This is a genomic window from Photobacterium sp. BZF1 (genome assembly GCF_014349205.1).
Classification (GTDB): domain Bacteria; phylum Pseudomonadota; class Gammaproteobacteria; order Enterobacterales; family Vibrionaceae; genus Photobacterium.
Genome location: NZ_JACSOF010000022.1, coordinates 1 through 21895 on the forward strand (window position 1 = coordinate 1; position 21895 = coordinate 21895).

General features: G+C 47.5%; 19 protein-coding genes. 14 read left to right on the forward strand and 5 right to left on the reverse strand.

Annotation, left to right across the window (positions count from 1 at the left end):
* Positions 1-352: 352 nt before the first annotated feature.
* Genes BIZ37_RS06750 through cobT form a run of 3 tightly spaced genes read left to right on the forward strand, consistent with a single transcriptional unit; the run spans position 353 to position 4578 of the window.
* Entirely contained in the window at positions 353-1123 is a 771-nt protein-coding gene (locus tag BIZ37_RS06750) for a nucleotidyltransferase domain-containing protein (protein WP_187460850.1), read from the forward strand.
* A 29-nt stretch (positions 1124-1152) separates the two neighbouring features.
* The gene (locus BIZ37_RS06755) at positions 1153-3531 is read left to right on the forward strand and encodes a DNA polymerase II (RefSeq protein ID WP_187460851.1); all 2379 of its coding nucleotides are present in this window, start codon (positions 1153-1155) and stop codon (positions 3529-3531) included.
* A gap of 18 nt (positions 3532-3549) precedes the next feature.
* A complete protein-coding gene (cobT, locus tag BIZ37_RS06760) occupies positions 3550-4578 on the forward strand; it encodes a nicotinate-nucleotide--dimethylbenzimidazole phosphoribosyltransferase (protein ID WP_187460852.1) in 1029 nt (342 codons plus the stop codon).
* 56 nt (positions 4579-4634) lie between these two features.
* Here the strand turns inward: cobT and BIZ37_RS06765 are convergent, their stop codons facing one another.
* Positions 4635-4946 carry a hypothetical protein gene (locus BIZ37_RS06765; RefSeq protein ID WP_187460853.1) on the reverse strand — a complete coding sequence of 104 codons (312 nt, stop codon included), beginning with the start codon at positions 4944-4946 and terminating at the stop codon, positions 4635-4637.
* A gap of 267 nt (positions 4947-5213) precedes the next feature.
* Between BIZ37_RS06765 and BIZ37_RS06770 the strand changes: the two genes are divergently transcribed.
* The 4 genes from BIZ37_RS06770 to BIZ37_RS06785 all read left to right on the forward strand — a co-directional run bounded on the left by BIZ37_RS06770 (position 5214) and on the right by BIZ37_RS06785 (position 8930).
* Complete coding sequence (locus tag BIZ37_RS06770) at positions 5214-5468, forward strand: DUF1289 domain-containing protein (RefSeq protein WP_107298379.1); 255 nt, start codon at positions 5214-5216, stop codon at positions 5466-5468.
* A gap of 134 nt (positions 5469-5602) precedes the next feature.
* Positions 5603-7006 (forward strand): efflux RND transporter periplasmic adaptor subunit, encoded by a 1404-nt coding sequence (locus BIZ37_RS06775; protein ID WP_187460854.1) that lies wholly within the window; start codon positions 5603-5605, stop codon positions 7004-7006.
* Positions 7006-7707, forward strand: a complete 702-nt coding sequence (locus tag BIZ37_RS06780; protein ID WP_187460855.1) for an ABC transporter ATP-binding protein — start codon at positions 7006-7008, stop codon at positions 7705-7707. The genes BIZ37_RS06775 and BIZ37_RS06780 overlap by 1 nt, the downstream gene beginning before the upstream one ends.
* Positions 7704-8930 (forward strand): ABC transporter permease, encoded by a 1227-nt coding sequence (locus BIZ37_RS06785; protein WP_187460856.1) that lies wholly within the window; start codon positions 7704-7706, stop codon positions 8928-8930. The genes BIZ37_RS06780 and BIZ37_RS06785 overlap by 4 nt, the downstream gene beginning before the upstream one ends.
* Positions 8931-9088: 158 nt before the next feature.
* On the opposite strand, the gene rplY is transcribed toward BIZ37_RS06785, so the two are convergent.
* Positions 9089-9367, reverse strand: coding sequence for a 50S ribosomal protein L25 (gene rplY / locus BIZ37_RS06790; protein WP_107298375.1), 279 nt, complete (start codon positions 9365-9367; stop codon positions 9089-9091).
* A gap of 360 nt (positions 9368-9727) precedes the next feature.
* Between rplY and BIZ37_RS06795 the strand changes: the two genes are divergently transcribed.
* Positions 9728-11875 (forward strand): TonB-dependent hemoglobin/transferrin/lactoferrin family receptor, encoded by a 2148-nt coding sequence (locus BIZ37_RS06795; protein WP_187460857.1) that lies wholly within the window; start codon positions 9728-9730, stop codon positions 11873-11875.
* Between the two features lie 69 nt (positions 11876-11944).
* On the opposite strand, the gene traF is transcribed toward BIZ37_RS06795, so the two are convergent.
* The 3 genes from traF to BIZ37_RS06810 form a co-directional block, all read right to left on the reverse strand.
* On the reverse strand, positions 11945-13096 hold the full coding sequence (gene traF, locus BIZ37_RS06800) for a conjugal transfer protein TraF (protein WP_187460858.1): 1152 nt from the start codon (positions 13094-13096) through the stop codon (positions 11945-11947).
* Positions 13097-13298: 202 nt separating this feature from the next.
* Positions 13299-15044 (reverse strand): DEAD/DEAH box helicase, encoded by a 1746-nt coding sequence (locus BIZ37_RS06805; protein WP_187460859.1) that lies wholly within the window; start codon positions 15042-15044, stop codon positions 13299-13301.
* Between the two features lie 112 nt (positions 15045-15156).
* On the reverse strand, positions 15157-15651 hold the full coding sequence (locus BIZ37_RS06810) for an N-acetyltransferase (protein ID WP_187460860.1): 495 nt from the start codon (positions 15649-15651) through the stop codon (positions 15157-15159).
* A gap of 298 nt (positions 15652-15949) precedes the next feature.
* Here BIZ37_RS06810 and rsuA point away from each other — a divergent pair, with 298 nt between their 5' ends.
* The 6 genes from rsuA to BIZ37_RS06840 all read left to right on the forward strand — a co-directional run bounded on the left by rsuA (position 15950) and on the right by BIZ37_RS06840 (position 21888).
* On the forward strand, positions 15950-16645 hold the full coding sequence (gene rsuA, locus BIZ37_RS06815; RefSeq protein ID WP_187460861.1) for a 16S rRNA pseudouridine(516) synthase RsuA: 696 nt from the start codon (positions 15950-15952) through the stop codon (positions 16643-16645).
* A gap of 192 nt (positions 16646-16837) precedes the next feature.
* Positions 16838-18028 (forward strand): Bcr/CflA family multidrug efflux MFS transporter, encoded by a 1191-nt coding sequence (locus tag BIZ37_RS06820; protein WP_187460862.1) that lies wholly within the window; start codon positions 16838-16840, stop codon positions 18026-18028.
* A 9-nt stretch (positions 18029-18037) separates the two neighbouring features.
* A complete protein-coding gene (locus BIZ37_RS06825; protein WP_107298368.1) occupies positions 18038-18703 on the forward strand; it encodes a DUF2913 family protein in 666 nt (221 codons plus the stop codon).
* Positions 18704-18925: 222 nt separating this feature from the next.
* On the forward strand, positions 18926-20146 hold the full coding sequence (locus BIZ37_RS06830; protein ID WP_187460863.1) for an extracellular solute-binding protein: 1221 nt from the start codon (positions 18926-18928) through the stop codon (positions 20144-20146).
* Positions 20147-20209: 63 nt separating this feature from the next.
* The gene (locus tag BIZ37_RS06835; RefSeq protein ID WP_187460864.1) at positions 20210-21079 is read left to right on the forward strand and encodes a carbohydrate ABC transporter permease; all 870 of its coding nucleotides are present in this window, start codon (positions 20210-20212) and stop codon (positions 21077-21079) included.
* A complete protein-coding gene (locus tag BIZ37_RS06840; RefSeq protein WP_187460865.1) occupies positions 21076-21888 on the forward strand; it encodes a carbohydrate ABC transporter permease in 813 nt (270 codons plus the stop codon). Before BIZ37_RS06835 ends, BIZ37_RS06840 begins: the two co-directional genes overlap by 4 nt.
* Positions 21889-21895: the final 7 nt, after the last annotated feature.

Sequence of the window (21895 nt, forward strand, 5' to 3'; positions counted from 1 at the left end):
CGCATCAATGTAGGCAAAGAATGTAACGAAGCCTATGAATATCATGCAAATAAAAATAAAAAACTGATTCTTTATATTCATTATATTGAGTGGAAGCGAAAAATTACGCGAATACTATAATAGTTTCATGAGCAATTACATGGAAATGTGTCACTTTATGAACATTTTTTAGCGTGGTCATTATATTGTCGCTTTGATTTATACACTTGCCAATTATCTGGCATAAACTGTACATTAATTGCTCGCTTAGAGTCCGGTATAGATAATGAAAGAGTATGTTTTGGTATAATCTGTAGAAAAGTGATTTGACGTATTTTTAGAACACTGCAGCTTTATACTAAGAGGAAAACCTGTGACTCGTGCTTTACCTGCTTTCGCTTCTCCGCCATCACTTCAACCTGCATTCGATGCAGTTGTTGATGAATTGGTGTATCAGCTCAAGCATTGCTTTTCAGGGCTACATAGCCTTTATATCGCGGGCAGTGTTGCACGACTTGAGGCTCTTCTCGGACGTTCAGATTTGAATGTGACTATGGTGGTGTCAAAGCCGCTTGAAGTGTCTGAACAAGCGATACTAACTAGCATCACTAGCCGAGTTGAAAGTCAGTATCCGCAAGTAACAGCGATCAATATGACCATCATTTTGAAGCGAGAGGCGCTTGATATTGCAATGATTTTCAAGTGGGGGTTCTGGCTTAAACATTGCTGTACGTGTGTTTATGGCGATGATCTCTCTAGTCGTTTTGGTTGCTTCGAACCGAGTTGGGATATTGGCAAAGCAATGAATGATGATTTGGTGGATCAACTGAATGATTATCGTCGAAAAATCATGGCCACCCGGGTTGTATCTCATTATTTGGGCTTCTGTCAGGAGGTCGCTAAAAAGATGATTTGGTCTTGCTATTCTCTGGTCTTCCATCGCTCTGGAAAGCTAGCCTTATCACTGGATCAAGCCGCACAGCAATTTCTCTTGTATTACCCCCAACACGAAGTGTCGATTGAGCGTTTGTTTCTTCTTGTTTCAGGTCAGCAAGTACCCAAAAAAGCAGTGCTTTTTATGATCAATGGCTTTGGACAGTGGATCGTCTCTGAATTTGATAAGATTGAACGTAAGATTGGTTAAGCGTTTACCAGTAAGTAAATGAGGTTTTTTTGCAAACTCAGTCAAAAGGCTTTGTATTAACAAGGCAAAGCCGTGATGTACGCGGCCAAACAGAAATTGTCCTCTGGGTGAGCACCGAGAACGGTCCTGCGAGGTTGGTGGTGAGCAATGATAAACCCGTGTGCTTTATTCGCCAGCAAGACCAAGCATCAGTGCAAGCTGAACTCCACAAGGCCGGTATCCGTGTCGAATGTAAGCCACTTACCCTGAAAAACTTTCAGCATGACGTTATGGTCGCTTGTTATAGCCATTCCATAAAAGATAGCCTTCAAGTACCTCAGGTTCTTGCCGCTGCGGGTATAGAAGCCTTTGAATCCGATATTCGCTTGGCTGACCGCTTTCTAATGGAGAGGTTTATCTGTGGAGGTATCGCCTTCACAGGCGAACGCGTCGAGAAAGCGGGCTTTGAAGAATACCATCAGGTTAAAGCCAAAGCCGCAGAGTATAAACCCCAGCTTTCTGTTGTGTCGTTGGACATAGAGTGTTCAGAGAAAGGGGTACTCTATTCTGTTGGGCTGCATTGCCATAAAGATAGCCGTGTCATCATGGTCGGGGATGCGTCTTGCGATAAAGGTGCCCATGACTGGATCCAGTGGGTAGACTCCGAGAAAGACTTGTTGCTTGCCTTGGAAGCATGGTTCCTCGAGTTTGATCCCGACATTGTTATCGGGTGGAATGTCATTGACTTTGATTTTCGCCTGTTGCTCAAACGCGCCGAATGGAATGCTATCACACTGAGGATGGGAAGGGGAAAGCAGCCGCCTCATTGGCGTCAGTCTAACCAGAACCCTAACCAAGGGTTTATTTCCATTCCTGGTAGGGTGGTCTTGGATGGTATCGATACGCTAAAAACCGCTACCTACAATTTCCGCTCTTGGTCTCTGGAATCGGTATCACACGAGCTGCTCGGTGAAGGAAAGGAGATCAACAATGTTCACGACCGGATGGCTGAAATCAACCAGATGTTTCGTGAAGATAAAGTCTCGCTCGCCAGGTACAACCTACAAGACTGTAAGTTAGTGTCACGCATCTTTGACCATACCCACTTGCTCGATTTTGCCATTGAGAGAAGTTGTTTGACTGGGGTGGAGCTAGATAGGGTAGGCGGCTCGGTGGCGGCCTTCACCAATTTGTATTTGCCACAGCTTCACCGTGCCGGCTATGTTGCCCCAAGTTTGGATAGCGAAAACTGGATAGCCAGCCCGGGCGGTTATGTAATGGACTCCAAGCCCGGCTTGTACGAATCGGTATTGGTACTGGATTTCAAATCACTATACCCCTCTATTATTCGTACTTTCCGTATCGACCCACTGGGTTTGGTCGAAGGCTTGCTACAAGAAGAAGGCAAAGAGGACGGGCAAGCTATTGCCGGTTTTAGGGGCGGTCGTTTTCACCGCACCAAGCATTTTCTACCCAAAATGATCGAATCACTTTGGGCGGCGAGGGATCAAGCCAAGCGTGACGGTGAAAATGCCTTTTCGCAGGCGATCAAGATTATCATGAACTCGTTTTATGGTGTTCTGGGATCTTCGGGATGCCGGTTCTTTGATCATCGCTTGGCCTCTTCGATTACCATGCGGGGACATGAGATCATGAAAATGACCCGTGAACTGATCGAAGCTAAAGGTTACGAGGTCATTTATGGTGATACCGACTCGACGTTTGTCTCCCTAAAACATGCCCATTCAGCCGACAAAGCTGATGAAATCGGTCATTCGCTGGTGGCTTATATCAACCAGTGGTGGACTGAGCATTTGCATGATGAGTACAGTGTTGAATCAGCACTGGAGTTGGAATATGAGACGCACTACCACAAGTTCTTGATGCCAACGATTCGTGGCCAGGAGACGGGCAGCAAAAAGCGCTATGCGGGTTTGGTGATCAACAATGGCGAAGAGGAAATGGTCTACAAGGGCCTGGAAACGGTAAGGACTGACTGGACGCGTTTGGCACAGACCTTCCAGCAGACCCTTTACTATCGTGTCTTTCATGATCAGGAAGTCGAAGAGTACGTTCGACAATATGTAGAAGAAACACGGGCTGGTAAATATGATGAGGTGCTTGTATATCGCAAGCGGTTACGCCGTAACCTCTCGGAGTATCAGAAAAATGTCCCCCCTCATGTTAGGGCGGCAAGAATGGCCGATGAAATGAACCAACGTCAGGGGCGTCCGCTGCAATATCAGACCGGCGGTTGGATTGAGTATGTGATCACCATTAATGGCCCGGAGCCTGTTGAAGCGCAACAAAGCCCAGTCGACTACGAACATTACATTGATAAACAACTGCGGCCGGTCGCTGACGGGATCTTGCCTTTCATCGGTAAGCACTTTGATGACATTACTGCACCACAGTTGGGATTATTTTAAGTACAGCAAGGATATAGCATGTTTGACACCCGTTTTAGCGCTGAAATCCAACAGCGTATTGACCAAAAGACCAAACCTTTGGGTGCACTGGGCCAGTTGGAAAGTGTTGCCCATCAGTTAGCCTTGATCCAGAGTCAGGGCAACAGCCAGGCTGTTGATAAAATCACAATTAAGCAGCCTACAGTACTGGTATTCGCTGGTGACCACGGTATTGCCGAAGAAGGTGTAAGCATAGCCCCGAGCGCGGTAACCCAGCAGATGGTGCTGAACTTTTTGGCCGGAGGCGCAGCCGTTAACTGTTTCTGCCGTGCCAATGATGTGGCGATCAAGGTTGTTGATTGCGGTATCTTATTACCGGTAGAGCAGGATTCCTCGCTACTGGTAAAGCAACGCCTTGGTGAGAGGACGGCGAACATTGCGGTGGAGCCAGCCATGACTAAGCAGCAAGTAGAACAAGGATTGGCGTTGGGTCAGGAAGTGGTAGAAGGTGTGATCAACCAAGGTTGTAACTTGATCATGTTCGGCGAAATGGGGATCGGTAATACCAGCAGTGCAGCGGCGCTATTGGCGGCTGCAACGGGTGAGCCCGTCGAGCAATGTGTCGGCTATGGTACCGGCGTTTCAACCGAGCAACTGGAGAAGAAAAAGCGCCTAGTGAGCCAAGGTGTCGCCCGATGTACGACCTCAGAGCCAGTTGAGTTGCTTGCCGAACTGGGCGGGTTTGAAATTGTACAAATGGTAGGTGGCTTCCTTGCGGCTGCGAAACTAGGGATACCTGTTTTGGTTGATGGCTTTATTGTTACGGTGGCAGCATTACTGGCAAACCAAATTGACCCTCGTTGCCGCGATTACCTTATCTTTGCCCATCAATCTCATGAATCGGGCCACCGTATTGCTCTGGAGCGATTGGATGCAAAGCCGTTGTTGGACCTTTCAATGCGTCTTGGAGAGGGAACCGGTGCGGTGTTAGCCGTTCCAATGCTTAAAGCAGCGGCTGAGTTTTACAACAATATGGCCAGTTTCGCCGAAGCGGGTGTCACCGTATAAAAGCAATAAAAAACCGCATGGAAATGCGGTTTTTTTGTATCTGACGGTTGGCGTAATCAGCCGAAGTATTCGACGCTAGATACCGAAGTTTTCATCGCATGGATAGGATCAAATGCGATCGCTCCCCGGTTTGGAGTACAGATTTTGTAAACCTCATCGCACTCGAAAATGGCCAGAACGGTTTCGTCGGTTCTGAAAATCTCAGGAAGAGGTTTGCCAATCTCGCAAGAACACTCGGCACCTTCATGCTGCCAAACAAGTTTGTAAATGCGTTGGTTTTGCTCTGGTGCAGAAACGTGGGTGGCGATTGAGTTGAATACTGCTTCTGCTTGCTGCGGGCTAGATGCCGATGGTACAAAGAAATCCATGGTTCCCTCCTGGTTGAACAGCAGTCGTTGGAAAAGACGATTTGACTGCAAATTAGATAGTGCTATCGATCCTGATAACCACAAAAGACTAGCAAAATTATCAGCAAAAGTACAAGGCTGTGAATGGGCATTCATTTTTAGTGAGAAAATTCGCCTTATATCCTAAATTATCTCTATATCTATATTTCGCTCTTTGAATTTGGGTAATCAGTCCTAAGGGATTATTATCATTAATAGTTACCACTTTACGAACTGTGGGGGAGGAGAATGGAACAACTCGACTTTTTCACGATTCCAAGCCCTTGTGTTGGGGTTTGCCAGGCGAATAATAGAGGGTATTGCAAAGGGTGTTTTCGTAGCCGAGATGAACGTTTTTATTGGCAGCAATTGACCAATGAACAAAAACGCAATGTTATCAGGCTCTGTAAACAGCGCTACCAGAGAGTCATGCGCGCTAAAGCGCAGCAAATTAGGCAAGATGACTCAGGTAACGACGCATCTCCGCAACAAGAACTCTTCTGATAACGGCTGCTTACCCATTCTCGTGAGTTGTTTCTGTTTTTTATTGGTGAGTAAAACACTGTAAATACCGTTCTCCTATGCACTTACAGTTGTTAAGGTTTTCAATACAATAATAAATATTGGAACCTTTCTTGATGAAAACCAAGCGATCAAAAATTGCAGTGACTGTGGCTGCACTGGTAACAGCAGGTGCCATTTCTTTCTATACACTTTCCCCTGATAGCTTCAGTTCGGACCGCTCTTCTGCACAAACTTTTCGTACCGAACAAGTGACTATTGGTAATGTCAGTAACCGTGTGAGTGCCACGGGTTCACTGACTGCTGTCAATGATGTTGTTGTCGGCGCCCAGTTATCAGGCCAGATTATTAAGATCCATGCTGACTTCAATGACACAGTAGAAGAAGGCCAATTGTTGGCGGAGATCGATCCTGAATATTTCGCGGCAAAAGTAGCACAGGCCCAAGCGTTAAGGGACAAAAGTACAGCTGATATCGAAGCCCAGAAACTGGTAATAGAACGTGCAAAGCTCAATTACCAGCGCTCGGTGAGGGAGCTGTCGAGATCTCGTACTCTCTACAACAACAAAAGTATCTCTGAAGATGCGCTTGATGAGATTGAAACTAACTCCAAGCTGAGCAAGCTTGACTGGGAACAAAGCACTTCGCAGTTAGCCATTCTTAAGGCGACCAACGATGCGAACGAAGCTAGCTTGAAGCAAGCGCAGATTGATTTGGACCGTACCCGTATCGTCGCACCTATCTCTGGTTTTGTTATCAACAGGACGGTTGAAGCCGGTCAAACCGTGGCTTCCAGCTACAACACACCTGAGCTCTTCACACTGGCGAAAGATTTGTCTGAGATGGAAATCGAAGCATTTATCGATGAGTCTGATATTGGCTTGATGAAGCTGGATCAGGGGGTACAATTTTCTGTTGATGCTTACCCCGAGCGCCAATTCAATGGCAAAGTGAGCCAGATCCGTAAGGCTCCCCAAGATAATAGCGGTGTGATCAGTTATATCGTTATTGTTTCGGCACGTAACGCCGACAACAGTTTGCTACCGGGAATGACGGCAAATCTGGATATTTCCATTGATAGTATCCGTGATGCTCAAAGAGTCAGTAATGCTGCGGTGCGTGCCGCCAGCCGATACGCGCCGAGTAACCAGCAGAAAGGGGGGCCAGGAGATTTCCTTTCCCGCTTCGAACATCTTAATTTAACCGATGATCAAAAAGCCGAACTGAAAAAAGCGATGCCAACTGCGCCTTCAGGTCAGGGCGGACAGTCAAATACGGCAATGAGACAACAGCGCCAGCAAATGCAGAAAGTGCTGTCTTCGATTCTGACTGCCGAGCAACGTGAGCTGCAAAGAAGGATTCGCAACGGTGAGGTTAAGGTAGGTCCGCTGCTGGTACTCAACAACGGTGAGCTTGAAGTTATCCAGGCAGAATTCGGTGTGAGCGATGACAGTTATTCATCGGTGTTGAGCCCGGATATTTCCGGAATGCAAATCATCACTCAGGTAAGGGATAACTAATGGACGCCGCTATTGTTTGTCGAGCGCTGAGCCATAGCTTTCCTGTGGGGGAAGAGCGGTTTCAGGTGCTGGACAATATCAGTTTTCAGATCAACAAAGGTGAGATGGTGGCGATTATCGGGCCATCTGGCTCGGGCAAATCGACCTTGATGAATGTGATTGGCTGCTTGATGACGCCAGAGCAAGGTGACATCGAGATCCTTGGCAATCCGACACCTGCAATGACCAAAGACCAACTGGCTGAAGTGAGGCAAGGCCATATTGGTTTTGTGTTTCAGCAGTTTAACTTGCTGTCCCGTACTAGTGCATTGGATAACGTCAAAATGCCACTGATGTATCAGCAGCAAAAAGTCGTGGATGCTGACGAGAGGGCGAAATACTGTCTCGAACTCGTTGGATTGGGGGATAAACTGGATTCACACCCGAACCAGCTCTCTGGCGGCCAGCAGCAGCGGGTTGCGATAGCAAGGGCAATGATCAACCAGCCGGATATCTTGCTGGCCGATGAGCCGACAGGTGCGCTGGATAGCAAAACCAGCGAAGATATTGTTGAGTTGTTCAAAGAGCTAAACAGCAAAGGGCAGACGATTGTTATCATTACCCACGATAATGAAGTAGCCGCGCAAGCCAACCGTATTTTGCATATCAAAGACGGCAAGTTGGTCGCAGATCAGCAAAATAGGCTGGAGGCAATCGCATGACGACTTTGATAACGGCATTAACGTCGCTCCGAACACATTTGTTGCGCTCTATCCTGACTACGTTGGGGATTATCATTGGTATCAGCGCCGTTGTGATTATGTTTGCACTGGGTGAGGGGGCCCAGCGCGAAGTCGAGAAACAAATCGAGAGCCATGGTACCAACCTATTGATGGTTAGGGCGGGCGCTATCCGCAGTGGCGGGGCATCGTCTGCCGCTGGCGCAACCAACCGGCTCTCTATGTCCGATGTTACGCAAATCAAGGCTGAGATCCCGGAAGTGATTGCTGCAGGTGCGAATGTACAAGGGCAGGCACAGGTGGTTTTTGGCAACCAGAACTGGAATACCTCGATCCAGGGCACCAACGCAGACTACCTGACAGCCAGTAACTGGGAAATCTCCCAGGGTAGGGCGTTTACCGACGAGGATCTGCGCCGTAACGCTAAGGTTGCCCTTATTGGTAGGACGGTTGCCAAGGAGTTGTTTGACCACCCCGATCTTGCACTCGATGAAGTGGTCCGTATCAATAAAGTACCGCTAAGGATAGTCGGTATCTTGGATGAAAAAGGGCAAGATATTCGCGGTCAGGACCAGGATGACTTGATAATTTTGCCGCTTACTACCGCTAACCGCCGGGTGATTGGCCGTAATGACAATAATGCTAACCGTGTTAGCCGCATTACATTGTCGGTCGAGGATGAAAATGACATGGATATGGTGGCGGAAGAGGTCGAACGCCTACTGCTGCAAAAACATCGTGTTGCCTCTCACCTGCCAAGTCCTTTTACCATTATGAACCTGACAGCTATGCTGCAGACTCGCGCCGAGGCCAACAAGGTCTTTTCCTTACTGCTCTCTGGGGTCGCTGGCGTTTCTTTGCTGGTGGGCGGAATAGGGGTCATGAATATTATGCTGGTGAGTGTGACCGAGCGTACCCGCGAAATCGGCCTTAGAATGGCGGTAGGTGCCAAGCCAAAGCATATTCTCACCCAGTTTTTGATAGAGAGTGTGGTGCTGTGTTTGCTCGGGGCCTTTATTGGTATTGTGTTGTCACTGCTTGCAGTCTTGGTGCTTCAGCATGGCCTAGGTTGGCAGATGGTGGTGTCACCTATGATTATCTTAGTGAGCATTACTGCAACCGCCATGATTGGGGTAGGGTTTGGATTTTACCCAGCTTACAAGGCGTCTCAGCTCGACCCTATTGAAGCCTTGAGGCATGAATAACTACGTTGATTGGCAGTAATGCAATAGAAATGGCTGGTGATTTATCACCGGTCTTTTTTTGCAATGTCGATCGACATGAATCTTCGGGATATGGGGCAACAGGTATAAAAAAAGCGCCATAAAGGCGCTTTTCAATATCGAGTATGAATCAACGGCTATTAAGCGCGTTTGAAGTCCATGTGCTCAACTTTTGGCTTGTACGCGTGACGCTGGATGTCTTGTGGCTTAACAGCAACTTCTTGACCGTCGATCACTAGAACGATACCTTCGTAGAACTCAGGCTTGTCCATCTGGTTGATCACTTCGTCGTGGTTTAGCTCGATAGATACAGGAGCTGCTTCGCCACCGTAAACGATTGCTGGGAATTTACCTGCGTGACGTAGGCGGCGGCTCGCACCTTTACCTAGGTCAGTACGTACTACTGCTTCAAATTTCATGTTAAATACTCTTTCAATTAAATTCACTGAGTAATGCGACCTTACTCAATGTCGTAAAAACGAGCGCGAATATTAGCAGCGATCCTACAGTGCAGCAAGTGAAAAAACCGCACCTTTCATTCAATGACTTAAAAATTAAGCAATTAGCATGAAAAGCCTTTGCCTAGTATAAAAGCCCGGCACTATTTCGAAAAGAGAATCAGAGCGACAAGAGTAAAGAAGAGGAGGAGACTGGATGGAACTTGAGCAAAGATCTCATTAAAAAGAAAAATATGTATGATAATGATAGTAATTCTCGTTTGTATTTGTAATAATCCTTGCCAGTTTCGTTACCAACTAAAATATTAATAAGCAGGGAATATGAGTTACAAGCTTACTTTAGTGGCAAGTTCAGTGGTGCTTGCACTTTCACCTTCACTACACGCTCAAGATGAGTTTTCAGTATTTGATGAAGTCGTTGTTTCAGGGACTCGCTCTGAACAAAGCATCAAAAATATTCCATCGTCAGTGTCGAAAGTGTCTTCTGAAGATATCGAACAAAACTTGGCGACTGATGTTAAGCAAGCGCTGAAATACGAACCGGGCGTACAGGTAAATGGCCAAGGCCGGTTTGGTATGGAAGATTTTACCGTTCGTGGTATGAGCGGCAGCCGAGTGAAGGTGCTGGTGGATGGAGTGGAACAGCCAGCATCTTACAATCCGGGTGCTGACGTGATGCGTAAAAACGCCAATACGTTTGAAGTTGATACACTGACTGCGATTGAAGTGAATAAGGGACCGACCTCAACACTTTACGGCAGTGATGCCCTTGGCGGCACGGTGTTGATGCGCACCAAGAACCCTGAAGATTTATTAGGTGCTGGTGATGATACCCACGTAGGCCTGAAAACAGGTTACGCCAGTGCTAACGATGAATATAAGGCAACCGTTGAAGTTGCAAATCGCACCGGCGATGTTGAAACCATGGTGATTTACACCTATCGCGACGGTAATGAAACTGAAACCCACGGTGATGGGGCAAATATCAATGGACCTGAGCGTGGTGCTGCAGATCCACTGAGTTATGAATCGCATAATGTGCTGGGTAAGATTTTTTATCAGATCAATCAAGATCACCGCGTTGGTTTAACTGGTGAGTTTTACACACGCGATCAGAAGGTAACCACATTAAGCCGCGAAGGCTACGACGGTGGTGGTGGCTTTATGCCGGGCTTTGTCTACACCAACGTTAAAGGTGACGATAAGGATGAACGCGTGCGCCTTGGTTTCGAGCATGAGTGGCTAGCTGGAAACGTCACGTTTGACTCTTTGGAGTGGAAGCTTAACTGGTCTAAGAGTGAAACAGATCATAATAACTTCGATCATACCGATACCTATGGCAACCGTAACCGCTCCCGATCGGGTACAGATGAAAGTTTGCAGCTTGATGTTCAAATGCAAAAAGAGCTGCAACTGGCAACGAGTCGCCATGAACTGACATACGGTCTTGCAGCATCTGACGCATCATTTGAGCTGGATTACACCGATTACTTCTTGGATTCAGGCACCAGCCAGCCAGGCTCCACAGAGGTTCCAAAATCTGACGAGGAGAAGTGGGCTGTATTCGTACAAGACCAGGTATTCCTAATGGATGAGAAACTGGTTGTGACGGCAGGCCTTCGTTACGACGATTATAAGGCGAAACCAGATTCTTCTTCTGGCCTTGAAGAGCACAGCAGCGACGCTCTAACGACACGACTAGGTGCTGTTTATCATTGGAATAACAATTTCAGCACGTATGCTCAGTACAGTGAAGGCTTCCGTTCTCCAACAATTTATGAGCTTTACTACGACAAAGACAATGCTGCCCATGGTTACAAGATTGTCTCTAACCCTAATCTGAAACCAGAAGAAAGTCAGTCATATGAAATTGGCCTGCGTGCTAATAACCGACTAGGTGCACTTGAGTTGGCTGCATTCTACAACGACTACAATAACTTTATTAAGTCAAAGACTGAGGAAGTTAACGGTATCGATGTTACGACCAATGAGAACATCGATGAAGCACGTATCTATGGTGCAGAGTTCAAAGGTAGCCTATGGCTAGATGAAGCCTTTGGTGCGCCAATGGGGACATACGCTCGCCTGTCGATGGCTTACTTGGATGGTGAAGATAAAGAAACAGGTGACACGCTTGATACGATTGCGCCGTTCACCACTGTTGCTGGCGTTGGTTACGATGCCCCTTCAGAGAACTGGGGTACAGCTCTGACTGTTACTTCTGTTGCTGCTAAGGATGAGTGGGAAGATAGCGATAACCTTAAGGCACCAAGCTACACCGTTGTTGACTTGACCGGTTACTACCGTCCAACTCAAGACCTAACTGTGCGTGCTGGCCTATTCAATGCCTTTGATGAGAAGTACTGGCAGTACCAAGATCTTGAGGGTACAACAGCATCGACGGAGGGTATCGATCGCCGTACACAGCCTGGTCGTAACTGGGGTATCAACCTAGATTACAGTTTCTAATTCTGTAATGACTAAATTAAAGGTCTAGCCAGAGTGGCTAGACCTTTTTTATAGGTATAGATTGAGAGATTAGAAAGTAAGGGTCATTTGGGCTGAGACGCCGTAATTGTCATCTTTGCCAACTTGTGCACCCAAGTCGATACCCAGTAAACCAAATGGGCGGAAGCCCAAGCCAAGGGTAGCTAAATCATCGGCATAGTCAGTCATACTATGCATATAACCCATACGCAGTTGTGACCAACCCCAAGCATCAAACTCTACGCCTAGACGCGCATATTGGGTTTTATAACCATATTCTTTAAAATATTTCTTGGCATTAAGGTCAACATCTGCAGCAAGGTTTACCCAGCCACGGTTATGCGCAACGCCTAGCACGTATTCGGGGTTTACGATATAGGTTGCATCCATGCCGTGCTGAGGATTGGCTTTGAGTGTCTGCCTGAAAAGGTTGCGGCCTGTTAGGCCTACCATTGTTTTGTCATTGAGTTTATATGCGGCACCGATATCAATATTGAAAGCTGATTTCTCAACGTACTCATCAGCCCAGTCAAAATCTTCGTCATCAAAATCATCGACAGCTTCTATGTAGTTGATGGCAAAAATACGTTGGTACTTTGGTGAAATACCTAGGTATAGCGGTTTGTCGTTTAGCTCAAATTCTTTACCAAAGGTAAAGCCCACATCGACTGTAGCGCCACCAATGGCTTGTCCTCGCGAATTGAGTTCTGAATTTGCAGGGTCATCCAAGGTTAAGTCATTTTCATCAATATCAAATGCCGCTATCACTGAAGCTTGTGACTTAACAAAAAAGTTTGTACTTAGGTAGCGGTTAGGGATAGCGAAAACCATCCCTAAATTAGCCTCAGCATTGACGGTACCATTGTCCAGATCACGGAGTGCATTTCGCCACTGCTCAAGTTCCTCCTCACTCGGGTTTGAGCCAAGGTTGCCATCCAAATCTTGGAAGTCATCGAGCTTATCTATGGTGTTATTACCATCATGAACTCGGGCACCAACCATAGGAAGAATCATGCCAAATGAGTCGCGCTCGCTATAAGCGGCACTTAAGGCTGGGTTATGGAAGCTAGAGGTTAGGTAGTTTGCTGAGGCGACACCAGTGCCTCCCATACCCACGCTCCGAGTATCAAATGCTGTCATTGCATTGGTAGTCAAAGGCGTGGCTACTGCTAGGAGCGGAAAAATAACCTTATTAAATTTCAATGTGTTATCCCTGATTCATTATTATGTGTTATGAGTCGGGGCATTCTAATGATTGAAAAAGCTATATCTATGTTTCCTTGATTGGAAACTGAACAGCTAGATAGCTTTTACCATTGAAAAAGTAAGCCTATATTTGAATTTGTAACTTAATCGACACCGTGTAACGAAAAGTAAGCTGTTGCACATATTAAGTGTATGATTATTAATTGCTTTGGTATTGGTCTAAATCGAACAGCTTGTCGCGAATGGCCCAGAAGCGTCCGCTCTTACGGGCAATAACGATTTCCGGCGGACGGAATCGATGCTCGTTGTTGGCCACTTTGGTTGGGGCTGTGTCTGTAAAAGGGCGGTGGCGATCGGCGAGGTGCGGATTGACAAATTTCTTCATGAAATTATCTTTTTGCCCTTTGGTCGACAGTGGCCACACTTCGCTAATTTCGGCACCTTCATCACCGACATAAATGACTTTGAGCTGGGGTTTGCCAAACTTATTTTTGCCCGGTTCAAGGCGCAGATCATGACAGTTCATGATCATGGCATCTTTAAGCTTGAGGGCGTCACGCAGCTTTTTGTCTGGGTCGACCATTACGGCGTCGCAGACATTACAGCGCCTTGCAGCGATGTCGTTATCTGCACCGCATTCTTCGCAATATTTAGCCCGGAAACGGTATCCGCATTCTTCACGTTCACCGGTATCGTCATCTTCGAAATAGCCTTGGCAGCGTCGCCCATAATGTTCAATAAGGAACCCAGCAGGATCGAGCTTGCCCCAAAAGCTGTTTTTGAAACCGCAGGCCGGGCAGGGCACCATGATCACTTCACTGTCGCTATTTGGTTTAGGATCGCCGACTTCAGGTTGGTATAAGTCATAGCAGTTGCCCGCATACTCCAACACCAAGCAGTCTTTTTTGCCTTCGAAAAGGCGTAGCCCTCGGCCAACAATCTGTTGGTAAAGGCTAATGGATTCAGTCGGGCGCAGAATAGCAATAAGGTCGACATGGGGGGCGTCAAAGCCGGTAGTTAACACCGACACATTGACCAGGTATTTGATCTCCCTTTGCTTGAACTGTTCGATAATACGGTCACGTTCATCAAGCGGCGTATCGCCAATAACCAAGGCGGCATTTTCACCTTCAAGGTAGCCCATAATTTCCTTGGCATGGTTGACGGTAGAGGCAAAAATCATCACTCCGCGGCGGTCTTTGGCATAATCGATAACCTGATCGATGATCATCGGCGTAGCTCGACCAGACTGTTCAATCACGCTATCAAGGTCTGCTTCTTTGTAGCGACCATTGTTGCCGGGCTTGAGCTGGGAGAAGTCATAACCCATCACGGCCATGTCCATCATTTTAGGCTCGGTCAAGAAGCCCTCATCCAGCAGGTAGCGGATAGGAAGTTCGAAAATACAATCCCTGAAGAAACGCTCTTGCTCGGTACGGACCTGCCCACGGGTATGGTATTTGTAAATCCAGCCCATCCCAAGACGATAAGGGGTGGCGGTGAGGCCAAGGATTTTTATACCGGGATTGATTTTTTGGACATGGGAAATCACCCGGCGGTACGCGCTGTTTTCATCATCGGGAACACGGTGGCACTCATCGATAACCAGTAGGGAAAATTCATTGGCAAACTGGTCGAGGCTATTCACCATAGACTGTACCGAGGCGAAGACGACCTGCTTATCCGTTTCTTTCCGTCCCAGACCGGCTGAGAAAATCGACGCTTTGAGGCCATAGCTTTCGTATTTACTGTGGTTTTGCTCTACCAGCTCTTTCACATGGGTTAGCACCAGAACACGGCCTCGGGCAATACGGGCAAGCTCCGCCACGACCAAGCTTTTACCTGCCCCTGTAGGAAGAGCGAGTACTGCTGGTGTGGTGTTCTTTCTAAAGTAATGGATGGTCGCATTGACACTGTCTTGCTGGTAAGGGCGAAGCGTATACATAAGGGTGTAGTGGCCAGGGCTAAAAACACTGTGTAAGTGTACAGGTAGGAAGGGTGAAAGAAAACACCCGCCAACAAAAGCTTGTCAGCGGGTGTGATATACCGGATGGTGTCTAAGAAGCAATATTCAATGGTACTTCTTGAGGAGCAATGATTTTGGTCATCATGCAGAATTGGCGACGCGGCACAAATTCATGCTTTTCGTAAAACTTACGCGCACCTTTGTTGCCAATATTCACTTCAAGGGACAGGGCATGAACGCCGGCGGAGGCTGCATGCGCTTCTACCTGAGGGATAAGGACGGTGCCGATCCCTTGCTGGCGCCATTCGGGCTTGAGGTAGAATTGGTCAATTAACCCGACGCGTCCCCCGTGTTCTAAGCTAAAGCTGTAACTGATGATGATGTGACCAGCAATAAGCTTTTCACCATCGTTATCGACTTCGATAAACCAAGCTTGTCCTAACTCAGGGTTAGTGAGCAGGTGTTGGATAGCCAGTTGAGTTTGTTCTTTCTTTTTTGGCAGTACTTCATAGTCAAAAAGCTCCTCAACCAAACTGAGTAGCATATCCATTGATGAAATACTTGGCGCAACAAGTGAGATGTTCATATCGTAACCTTCACAGTTAGTCGGTATAACCAATGCGTAGATGATACTTGTTATACGTAACTATTGCCTGAATACGTCCATTGAATTTTAAAGATACATTGAAAAATGTTCGAGACTTTGAGGTTAGTTACGTTCTGAGATTTTGCACTGAACTTTTAGGATCAAATTGTTTCACGAAGAGACACTTCGTGGATTCTTTGTTCAGATGCTTCTATTTTAGCCCATAACAAGAAAGGGATAATGCCCAAGGGCGCTAGACTTGATATGATACGCGCTTTTGTACCATCTGGAGCCAACCATGAGGCTTGATAAGTTTCTTAGCACAACACTTGGAATTACCCGTAAAGAAGCCGGTAAACTATTAAAAAACAAACAAATTGAAGTTAACGGCGAGATTGTTAAGAACGGTTCCCAGAAAGTGACCGATGACTGCGACGTTGAGTTCAACGGCCGTACGTTACGTTTTGACGGTCCACGTTATTTTATGCTGAACAAGCCGTCAGGGTTTGTGTGCTCCCATGTTGACGATTTCAACCCGACAGTGTTTGTCCTGCTCGACGTTGTCAGCCCAGAAAAATTGCACGTAGCAGGCCGCCTGGATGGTGACACTACTGGTTTGGTGCTGCTTACAGATGATGGCCAATGGTCTCACCGTATTACCTCGCCACGCCATGTCTGTGAAAAGGTTTATTACGTAGAGACAGCTGATCCTATCGCCCCGGAAACCGTTGAGCAATTTGCTGAAGGTGTACAACTGCGTGGCGAAAAGGATCTGACTCGTCCTGCCAAGCTGGAAATCCTCGATGAGAAAGCAGCCTTGATCACTATATCTGAAGGCAAGTACCACCAAGTGAAGCGTATGTTTGCCGCCGTCGGTAACAAAGTGGAAGCCTTGCACCGCGAGCAAATTGGTAGCGTCGAGTTGGATGAAGATCTCGAACCGGGTGAATACCGTGCACTCACTCCTGAAGAAGTGGCCTCTTTTACCAATTAACACTTTATTCTGCGATTACCCGAAGAGGGATCATGCTAGTGATCCCTCTGCTTTCTATACTTTTCTCCATTATTTTCAGTCTTAACCCTATGACATGACAGAAACGCACTATTTCCTAGGGGGAAAGAGTGTATTCAGTTAATTCATCGTACAATATAAGTCTTTGACTTTTCCCAGCACTACAGAGAACACATGACTGCGACAGACAGCCAGAAACTAAGTATTCAACTCATTATCATATTGGGGGCAATTGGTGCACTCACACCGCTGGCCATTGATATGTATCTTCCGGCGATGCCAACGATCGCGAAGGATTTGATGGTCAATCCGGGTTTGGTTCAGGCGACGTTGACTGCCTATACCGCCGGTTTTGCTATCGGGCAGTTAATTCATGGCCCGCTTGCTGACAGTTATGGCCGTAAGCCTATTTTGATTGTCGGTATTATTCTGTTTGCCATTGCTGCCGTATTCTGTGCTGTCTCTGGAGACATTATCGAGCTGACATGGATCCGTGCCGCCCAGGGTTTTGCTGGAGCAGCGGCTGCGGTGATTATCCAAGCGCTGGTACGCGATATGTTCGAGCGTGAAGATTTCGCACGAATGATGTCATTTATTACCTTGGTGATGACAGTTGCCCCTCTTATTGCTCCTATGCTGGGTGGTTTTCTGGCTGTGTGGTTCGGCTGGCGCTCGATTTTCTGGGTATTGGCTCTGTTTGCCGTTGTGATCGGTTTGGCGGTTGCGACTAGAATTCCCGAGACCCTGCCAAAGGAAAAACGTCTGCCGTTCCATCTTGGCTCGACGTTACGTAACTACGCCAAGATGCTAACCACACCGGTGGCAGTGGGGCTGGTATTCAGTAGCGGCTTCTCTTTCGCCGGTATGTTTACTTTCCTGACTGTTGGCTCATTCGTCTACATTGATATTTACCATGTGAGTACCCAGCACTTTGGCTTGTTGTTTGGCCTGAATGTGGTGTGTTTGATCCTGATGACCAGTATCAATGGCCGAATGGTGAAAAAGGTTGGTTCACACTGGATGCTACGATTTGGCCTGACTGTACAGTTAATCGCCGGTATTGGCTTGGTTTGTGGCCAGCTGTTGGGTCTAGGCTTGTGGGGGGTAGTGATCCCTGTCATGCTATTTGTCGGAACCATCTCAATTATCGGCAGTAACACCATGGCATGCTTACTTGCTCGCTATCCTCATATGGCGGGTACGGCCTCATCGTTGGCGGGCACCTTGCGTTTTGGTACCGGTACTGTTGTCGGCGGGCTGGTGGCATTGATGCACAACAACACGCCGTGGCCGATGGCAATGACAATGGCTGCCTGTGCAGTACTTTCAGCCTTGTTTTATTGGTTCCTTTCACGAGAAGCATAAAGGTTATCAATGGCTACGTTTTATCAAGAAATCTATAAGGTTGTATCACAAGGTCTGCAAGAGCTGTCAGACTCACAGCAAGCTGGGAAAACCCCGAAAAACCCAGTCAGCGAGACCCTGTACCTCAATGCTTGGGTGACCAAGGTTATCAAGCAGCAGCGCTATGACCACGTGGTTGGCAAGACACTGGTTGATTGGCAGAAACAGGCGCGAAGCATGGGTAAGAATGCCCAGCTCAAGAACCAGTTCGAGCAAATCAAATCTTGCTATGAAGGGATCCCTCAAGATGGCGAATCCGCTGATACAATCCAAGCCAATAACTTGAATGATGCCCAGCTAAAAGCACTCTACGAGCAACTGGACGAGCAAGACTGGCTGGTTACCACAGAGTATGAGGTTAACCGTAAAGTGACTCACCATACCGATGGTCAGGCGTCGCTTGTTGTGTGTTCAGCCCAGTATGCTGCAGCTTTCGACGAGGCAGGGGAGATGGTCAAACCGTTGTCCTTGTTTGTTCGCGGTGATATCCGTGCCTTGATTGATCTTGCCTATGCCCAAGGCATGCTCCTTTACAAAGTGACGGACTATAAATCGATTGTGAAATACCACGGCGAGTACAAGCTGTTCCCGTGTAACGCAGGTACCCATTTGCCTGAGTTGCCAAGCAATCAGTAAGCTAACGCTGCCTGCATATTATTACAGTAATGCCAAACGGGAACCTATCGGTTCCCGTTTTTGTATCCATTACCTCTCGTAAAACCTTCACTATTGCTTCATGTAAGTGACATGTTCCGCCGTTAACTTTGTCTGCATTGATTTTGCACGCGCGTGCAAAATTTCAAAGCACACTCACATACCAATGCCGTTTAGTTGAAGACGGAACAAGGAGCGAATTCCATGCTGCAACGCACATTACTGGCGACAGCCATGATCGGAGCATCATTCACCACTATTGCCGGAGAACTCGTTATCGCGGGGCGCGACAGTAGTTATGGTCAAGCCATGCAGTACATTGTCGACGAATACAAAAAGGAAAACCCTGATGCAAAGGTGACCTTGGTGCAGCGACCAAACAATGGCCTCTACGAGAGCATTGTGTTGTCTATGCGAGAAAAGACGGGTAATTACGATGTGGTCTTGATGGATGACACCTGGGCGCCGGAGTTCATGGCCAACCGTTGGCTAGCTCCTTTGTCCGAGGCAGTGGTTGATAACGATTTTGTCAAAGCCCCTTTTGATATTGGCCGCTACCCTGATGCAACTGGCAACCTCTACGCGATGCCGATGGTTGGTAATGTAGCAATGTTTGCCTGGAACCGAGCGACTTTTGAATCCCATGACCTGGATGAACCAAGCTCATGGTCTGATGTACTTCAGGCTGCTGCAAAAATTGATGCCGCATCCGAGACCAGCGGTGTGGTATTCCGTGGCGTGAAGGGGAACCCGATCGTGACAGGATTCTTGCCAATTTTATGGGGCTACGGTGCCGATGTGGTAGGTAGCGATGGCAAAGCAACGCTCAATACTCCCGAAGCCAAGCAAGCGCTTGAAACATTCTTGGCAATGAAGCAGTACGCCCCGCGAGGTGTCGATGTGTACAACGCGGATGAAGTTCGGGATTCGCTGCAAAAAGGTACTGCAGCAATGGCGATAGAAGTTTGGCCGGCATGGGTGCCAAATCTCGATAACCCTGATATGTCGGATGTTGTCGGTGATATGGAAATTATGGCACCGCCTGCCGAGGTTGGTGCGCCTGCTCCTATGCTGGGTATCTGGCAGCTGGCCGTTCCGGCAGATTCGAACAACAAACAAGAAGCGGAAGCCTTCCTGCAGTTTGCAACAAGTCCAGCTATCCAGAAAGCATTAGCACTGGAACACGGTATGCCGCCAACACGTGAAAGCGTCTACATGGATGAAGAGGTTGTGGAGAAATACCGTTGGTACCCGCAGCAGGCAAAAGCCCTGACAACGGGCAAGGCCCGTCCTCGCATTCATAATTGGGCAGAGGTAGAAAGCGTATTGGGAGACTTCCTGCAAATGGCCATGATGGGCCAGATGACTGCCGAGCAAGCCCTAAACCAAGCACAGCGCCGAATTGAGCGCATTATCAAAGTGTAATTTAACCTTAGTCGCTGCCTCGGTGCGGGGCAGCGATTGGGTGTTACGTTACTAAGGTGTCTTATGTTATTTGAAAACCGTAAACAGTTGGGTTTATTGCTTGCTCCAGCTCTGGTCATTCTGGGACTGCTGACGGTTTATCCCATTTTGAGTGTGATTTACAACGCTTTTGGTGAGGTGGATTACGCCAATCAAACCTATCAGTTTGTCGGCATTGCTAACTTTACCGAGCTACTGGAAGATTTTTTCTTTATATCAGCAATCAAGAATACTTTTGTTTTCACCCTTGTTGCTTCTATTGCTCAGGTTTTGCTGGGGCTTTATTTGGCCTTGTTGTTTCAACGTCAGTTTCCGGGCCGCAAATTCGCTTTACCGGTGATCATTTACCCGATGATGCTATCGACCTTGGTATGTTCGTCAATCTGGCGTTCTTGGTATCACTATGACTTCGGTCTACTGAACAATGTGCTGGTGTCGATTGGGTTACCTGCGCAGGAGTGGTTGTTTAACCCTGACCTCGCTCTTTATGCCATCGCCTTGGTTGACACATGGCAATGGACGCCGATGGCATTTTTGATCATCTTAGCTGGCCTGCAGTCAATACCGAAGGATATCGGCGAAGCAGCAATGGTTGATGGGGCCAAAGGTTGGCGCAGCTTTGTTTATATCACTTTACCTCTGGTACAAAAGCAACTGATGCTGGCACTGTTGCTTCGCTCGATCGATACCTTCAAGTTGTTCGATAAGGTCTATGTCATGACAGGGGGCGGGCCTGGCAATGCGACTGAAACCTTGTCGATGTTTGTTTACAAGTATGGCTTCCGCTTTTTCAACCTCGGGATGGCAAGTGCTGCAGCCTTGGTGATGTTGGCCATCTCTTTAGCCATGACCCTGTTCTATGCTCGCAAAGCACTGCAAGGAGGTAAGGCATGAACCGTTTTGTCCATTCGGTACTGGTTTGGCTGGCAGTGGGATTGTTTCTTTTGCCAATCATCTGGATGTTCGGTACGGCATTCAAACCACCGGGAGAAATCCTGCGTTCGGGAGCTTCACTGCTGCCATCCCAGCTGAGTATTGAGGCCTTTAAGGCCTTATGGCAGGGTGATTTCCAAATATTGATCGGCAACACGGTATTGATTGCGCTTTCGGCAACCATGGTGTCTGTGATTGTCGCCTTCTTTGCCGCCTATGCACTGGTCCGTTACCAGTTTCCAGCCAAGCTCGACAATGTGTTTTTGCTGTTGGTATTGGTGATTAAAATGATGCCGCCAATTGTTGTTGCTATCCCGCTGTATTCATTAATGAATCAGCTTGGCCTGCTCAACAGCAAACTGGGCCTTATCCTTGCTTACCAAGTGTATACTTTACCGTTTTGTATTTGGATGCTGCTTGGCTTTATCCGCGATATTCCGTTGGAAATTGAGGAAGCTGGAGCAATGGATGGTGCCCATTTGTTTAACCGCCTAGCGCATATCGTGTTCCCGCTATGCGCACCTGGCTTGGTGGCTACAGCCATTTTCGCCATGATCCTTGGCTGGAATGAGTTTCTGTTTTCGCTGCTGTTCATCCATACCCCGGATAAATTCACCATCCCGCTGTTCATTTCTAACTTCATGACCGAAGACGGTACTGCATGGGGTGAATTAATGGCTGCTGGAATTGTTTCATCGCTGCCAATGCTGGCGCTGGCAGGCTATATGCAGCGCTATTTGCTACGCGGCTTTTCGATGGGTTTGAAATAAAGAGAAG

Coding starts and splice junctions, on each gene's coding strand:
- cobT (WP_187460852.1), top strand. CDS start 3,550: ATGTTTGACACCCGTTTTAGCGCTGAAATCCAACAGCGTATTGACCAA.
- BIZ37_RS06765 (WP_187460853.1), bottom strand. CDS start 4,946: ATGGATTTCTTTGTACCATCGGCATCTAGCCCGCAGCAAGCAGAAGCA.
- BIZ37_RS06770 (WP_107298379.1), top strand. CDS start 5,214: ATGGAACAACTCGACTTTTTCACGATTCCAAGCCCTTGTGTTGGGGTT.
- BIZ37_RS06775 (WP_187460854.1), top strand. CDS start 5,603: ATGAAAACCAAGCGATCAAAAATTGCAGTGACTGTGGCTGCACTGGTA.
- BIZ37_RS06780 (WP_187460855.1), top strand. CDS start 7,006: ATGGACGCCGCTATTGTTTGTCGAGCGCTGAGCCATAGCTTTCCTGTG.
- BIZ37_RS06785 (WP_187460856.1), top strand. CDS start 7,704: ATGACGACTTTGATAACGGCATTAACGTCGCTCCGAACACATTTGTTG.
- rplY (WP_107298375.1), bottom strand. CDS start 9,367: ATGAAATTTGAAGCAGTAGTACGTACTGACCTAGGTAAAGGTGCGAGC.
- BIZ37_RS06795 (WP_187460857.1), top strand. CDS start 9,728: ATGAGTTACAAGCTTACTTTAGTGGCAAGTTCAGTGGTGCTTGCACTT.
- BIZ37_RS06805 (WP_187460859.1), bottom strand. CDS start 15,044: ATGTATACGCTTCGCCCTTACCAGCAAGACAGTGTCAATGCGACCATC.
- BIZ37_RS06810 (WP_187460860.1), bottom strand. CDS start 15,651: ATGAACATCTCACTTGTTGCGCCAAGTATTTCATCAATGGATATGCTA.
- rsuA (WP_187460861.1), top strand. CDS start 15,950: ATGAGGCTTGATAAGTTTCTTAGCACAACACTTGGAATTACCCGTAAA.
- BIZ37_RS06820 (WP_187460862.1), top strand. CDS start 16,838: ATGACTGCGACAGACAGCCAGAAACTAAGTATTCAACTCATTATCATA.
- BIZ37_RS06825 (WP_107298368.1), top strand. CDS start 18,038: ATGGCTACGTTTTATCAAGAAATCTATAAGGTTGTATCACAAGGTCTG.
- BIZ37_RS06830 (WP_187460863.1), top strand. CDS start 18,926: ATGCTGCAACGCACATTACTGGCGACAGCCATGATCGGAGCATCATTC.
- BIZ37_RS06835 (WP_187460864.1), top strand. CDS start 20,210: ATGTTATTTGAAAACCGTAAACAGTTGGGTTTATTGCTTGCTCCAGCT.
- BIZ37_RS06840 (WP_187460865.1), top strand. CDS start 21,076: ATGAACCGTTTTGTCCATTCGGTACTGGTTTGGCTGGCAGTGGGATTG.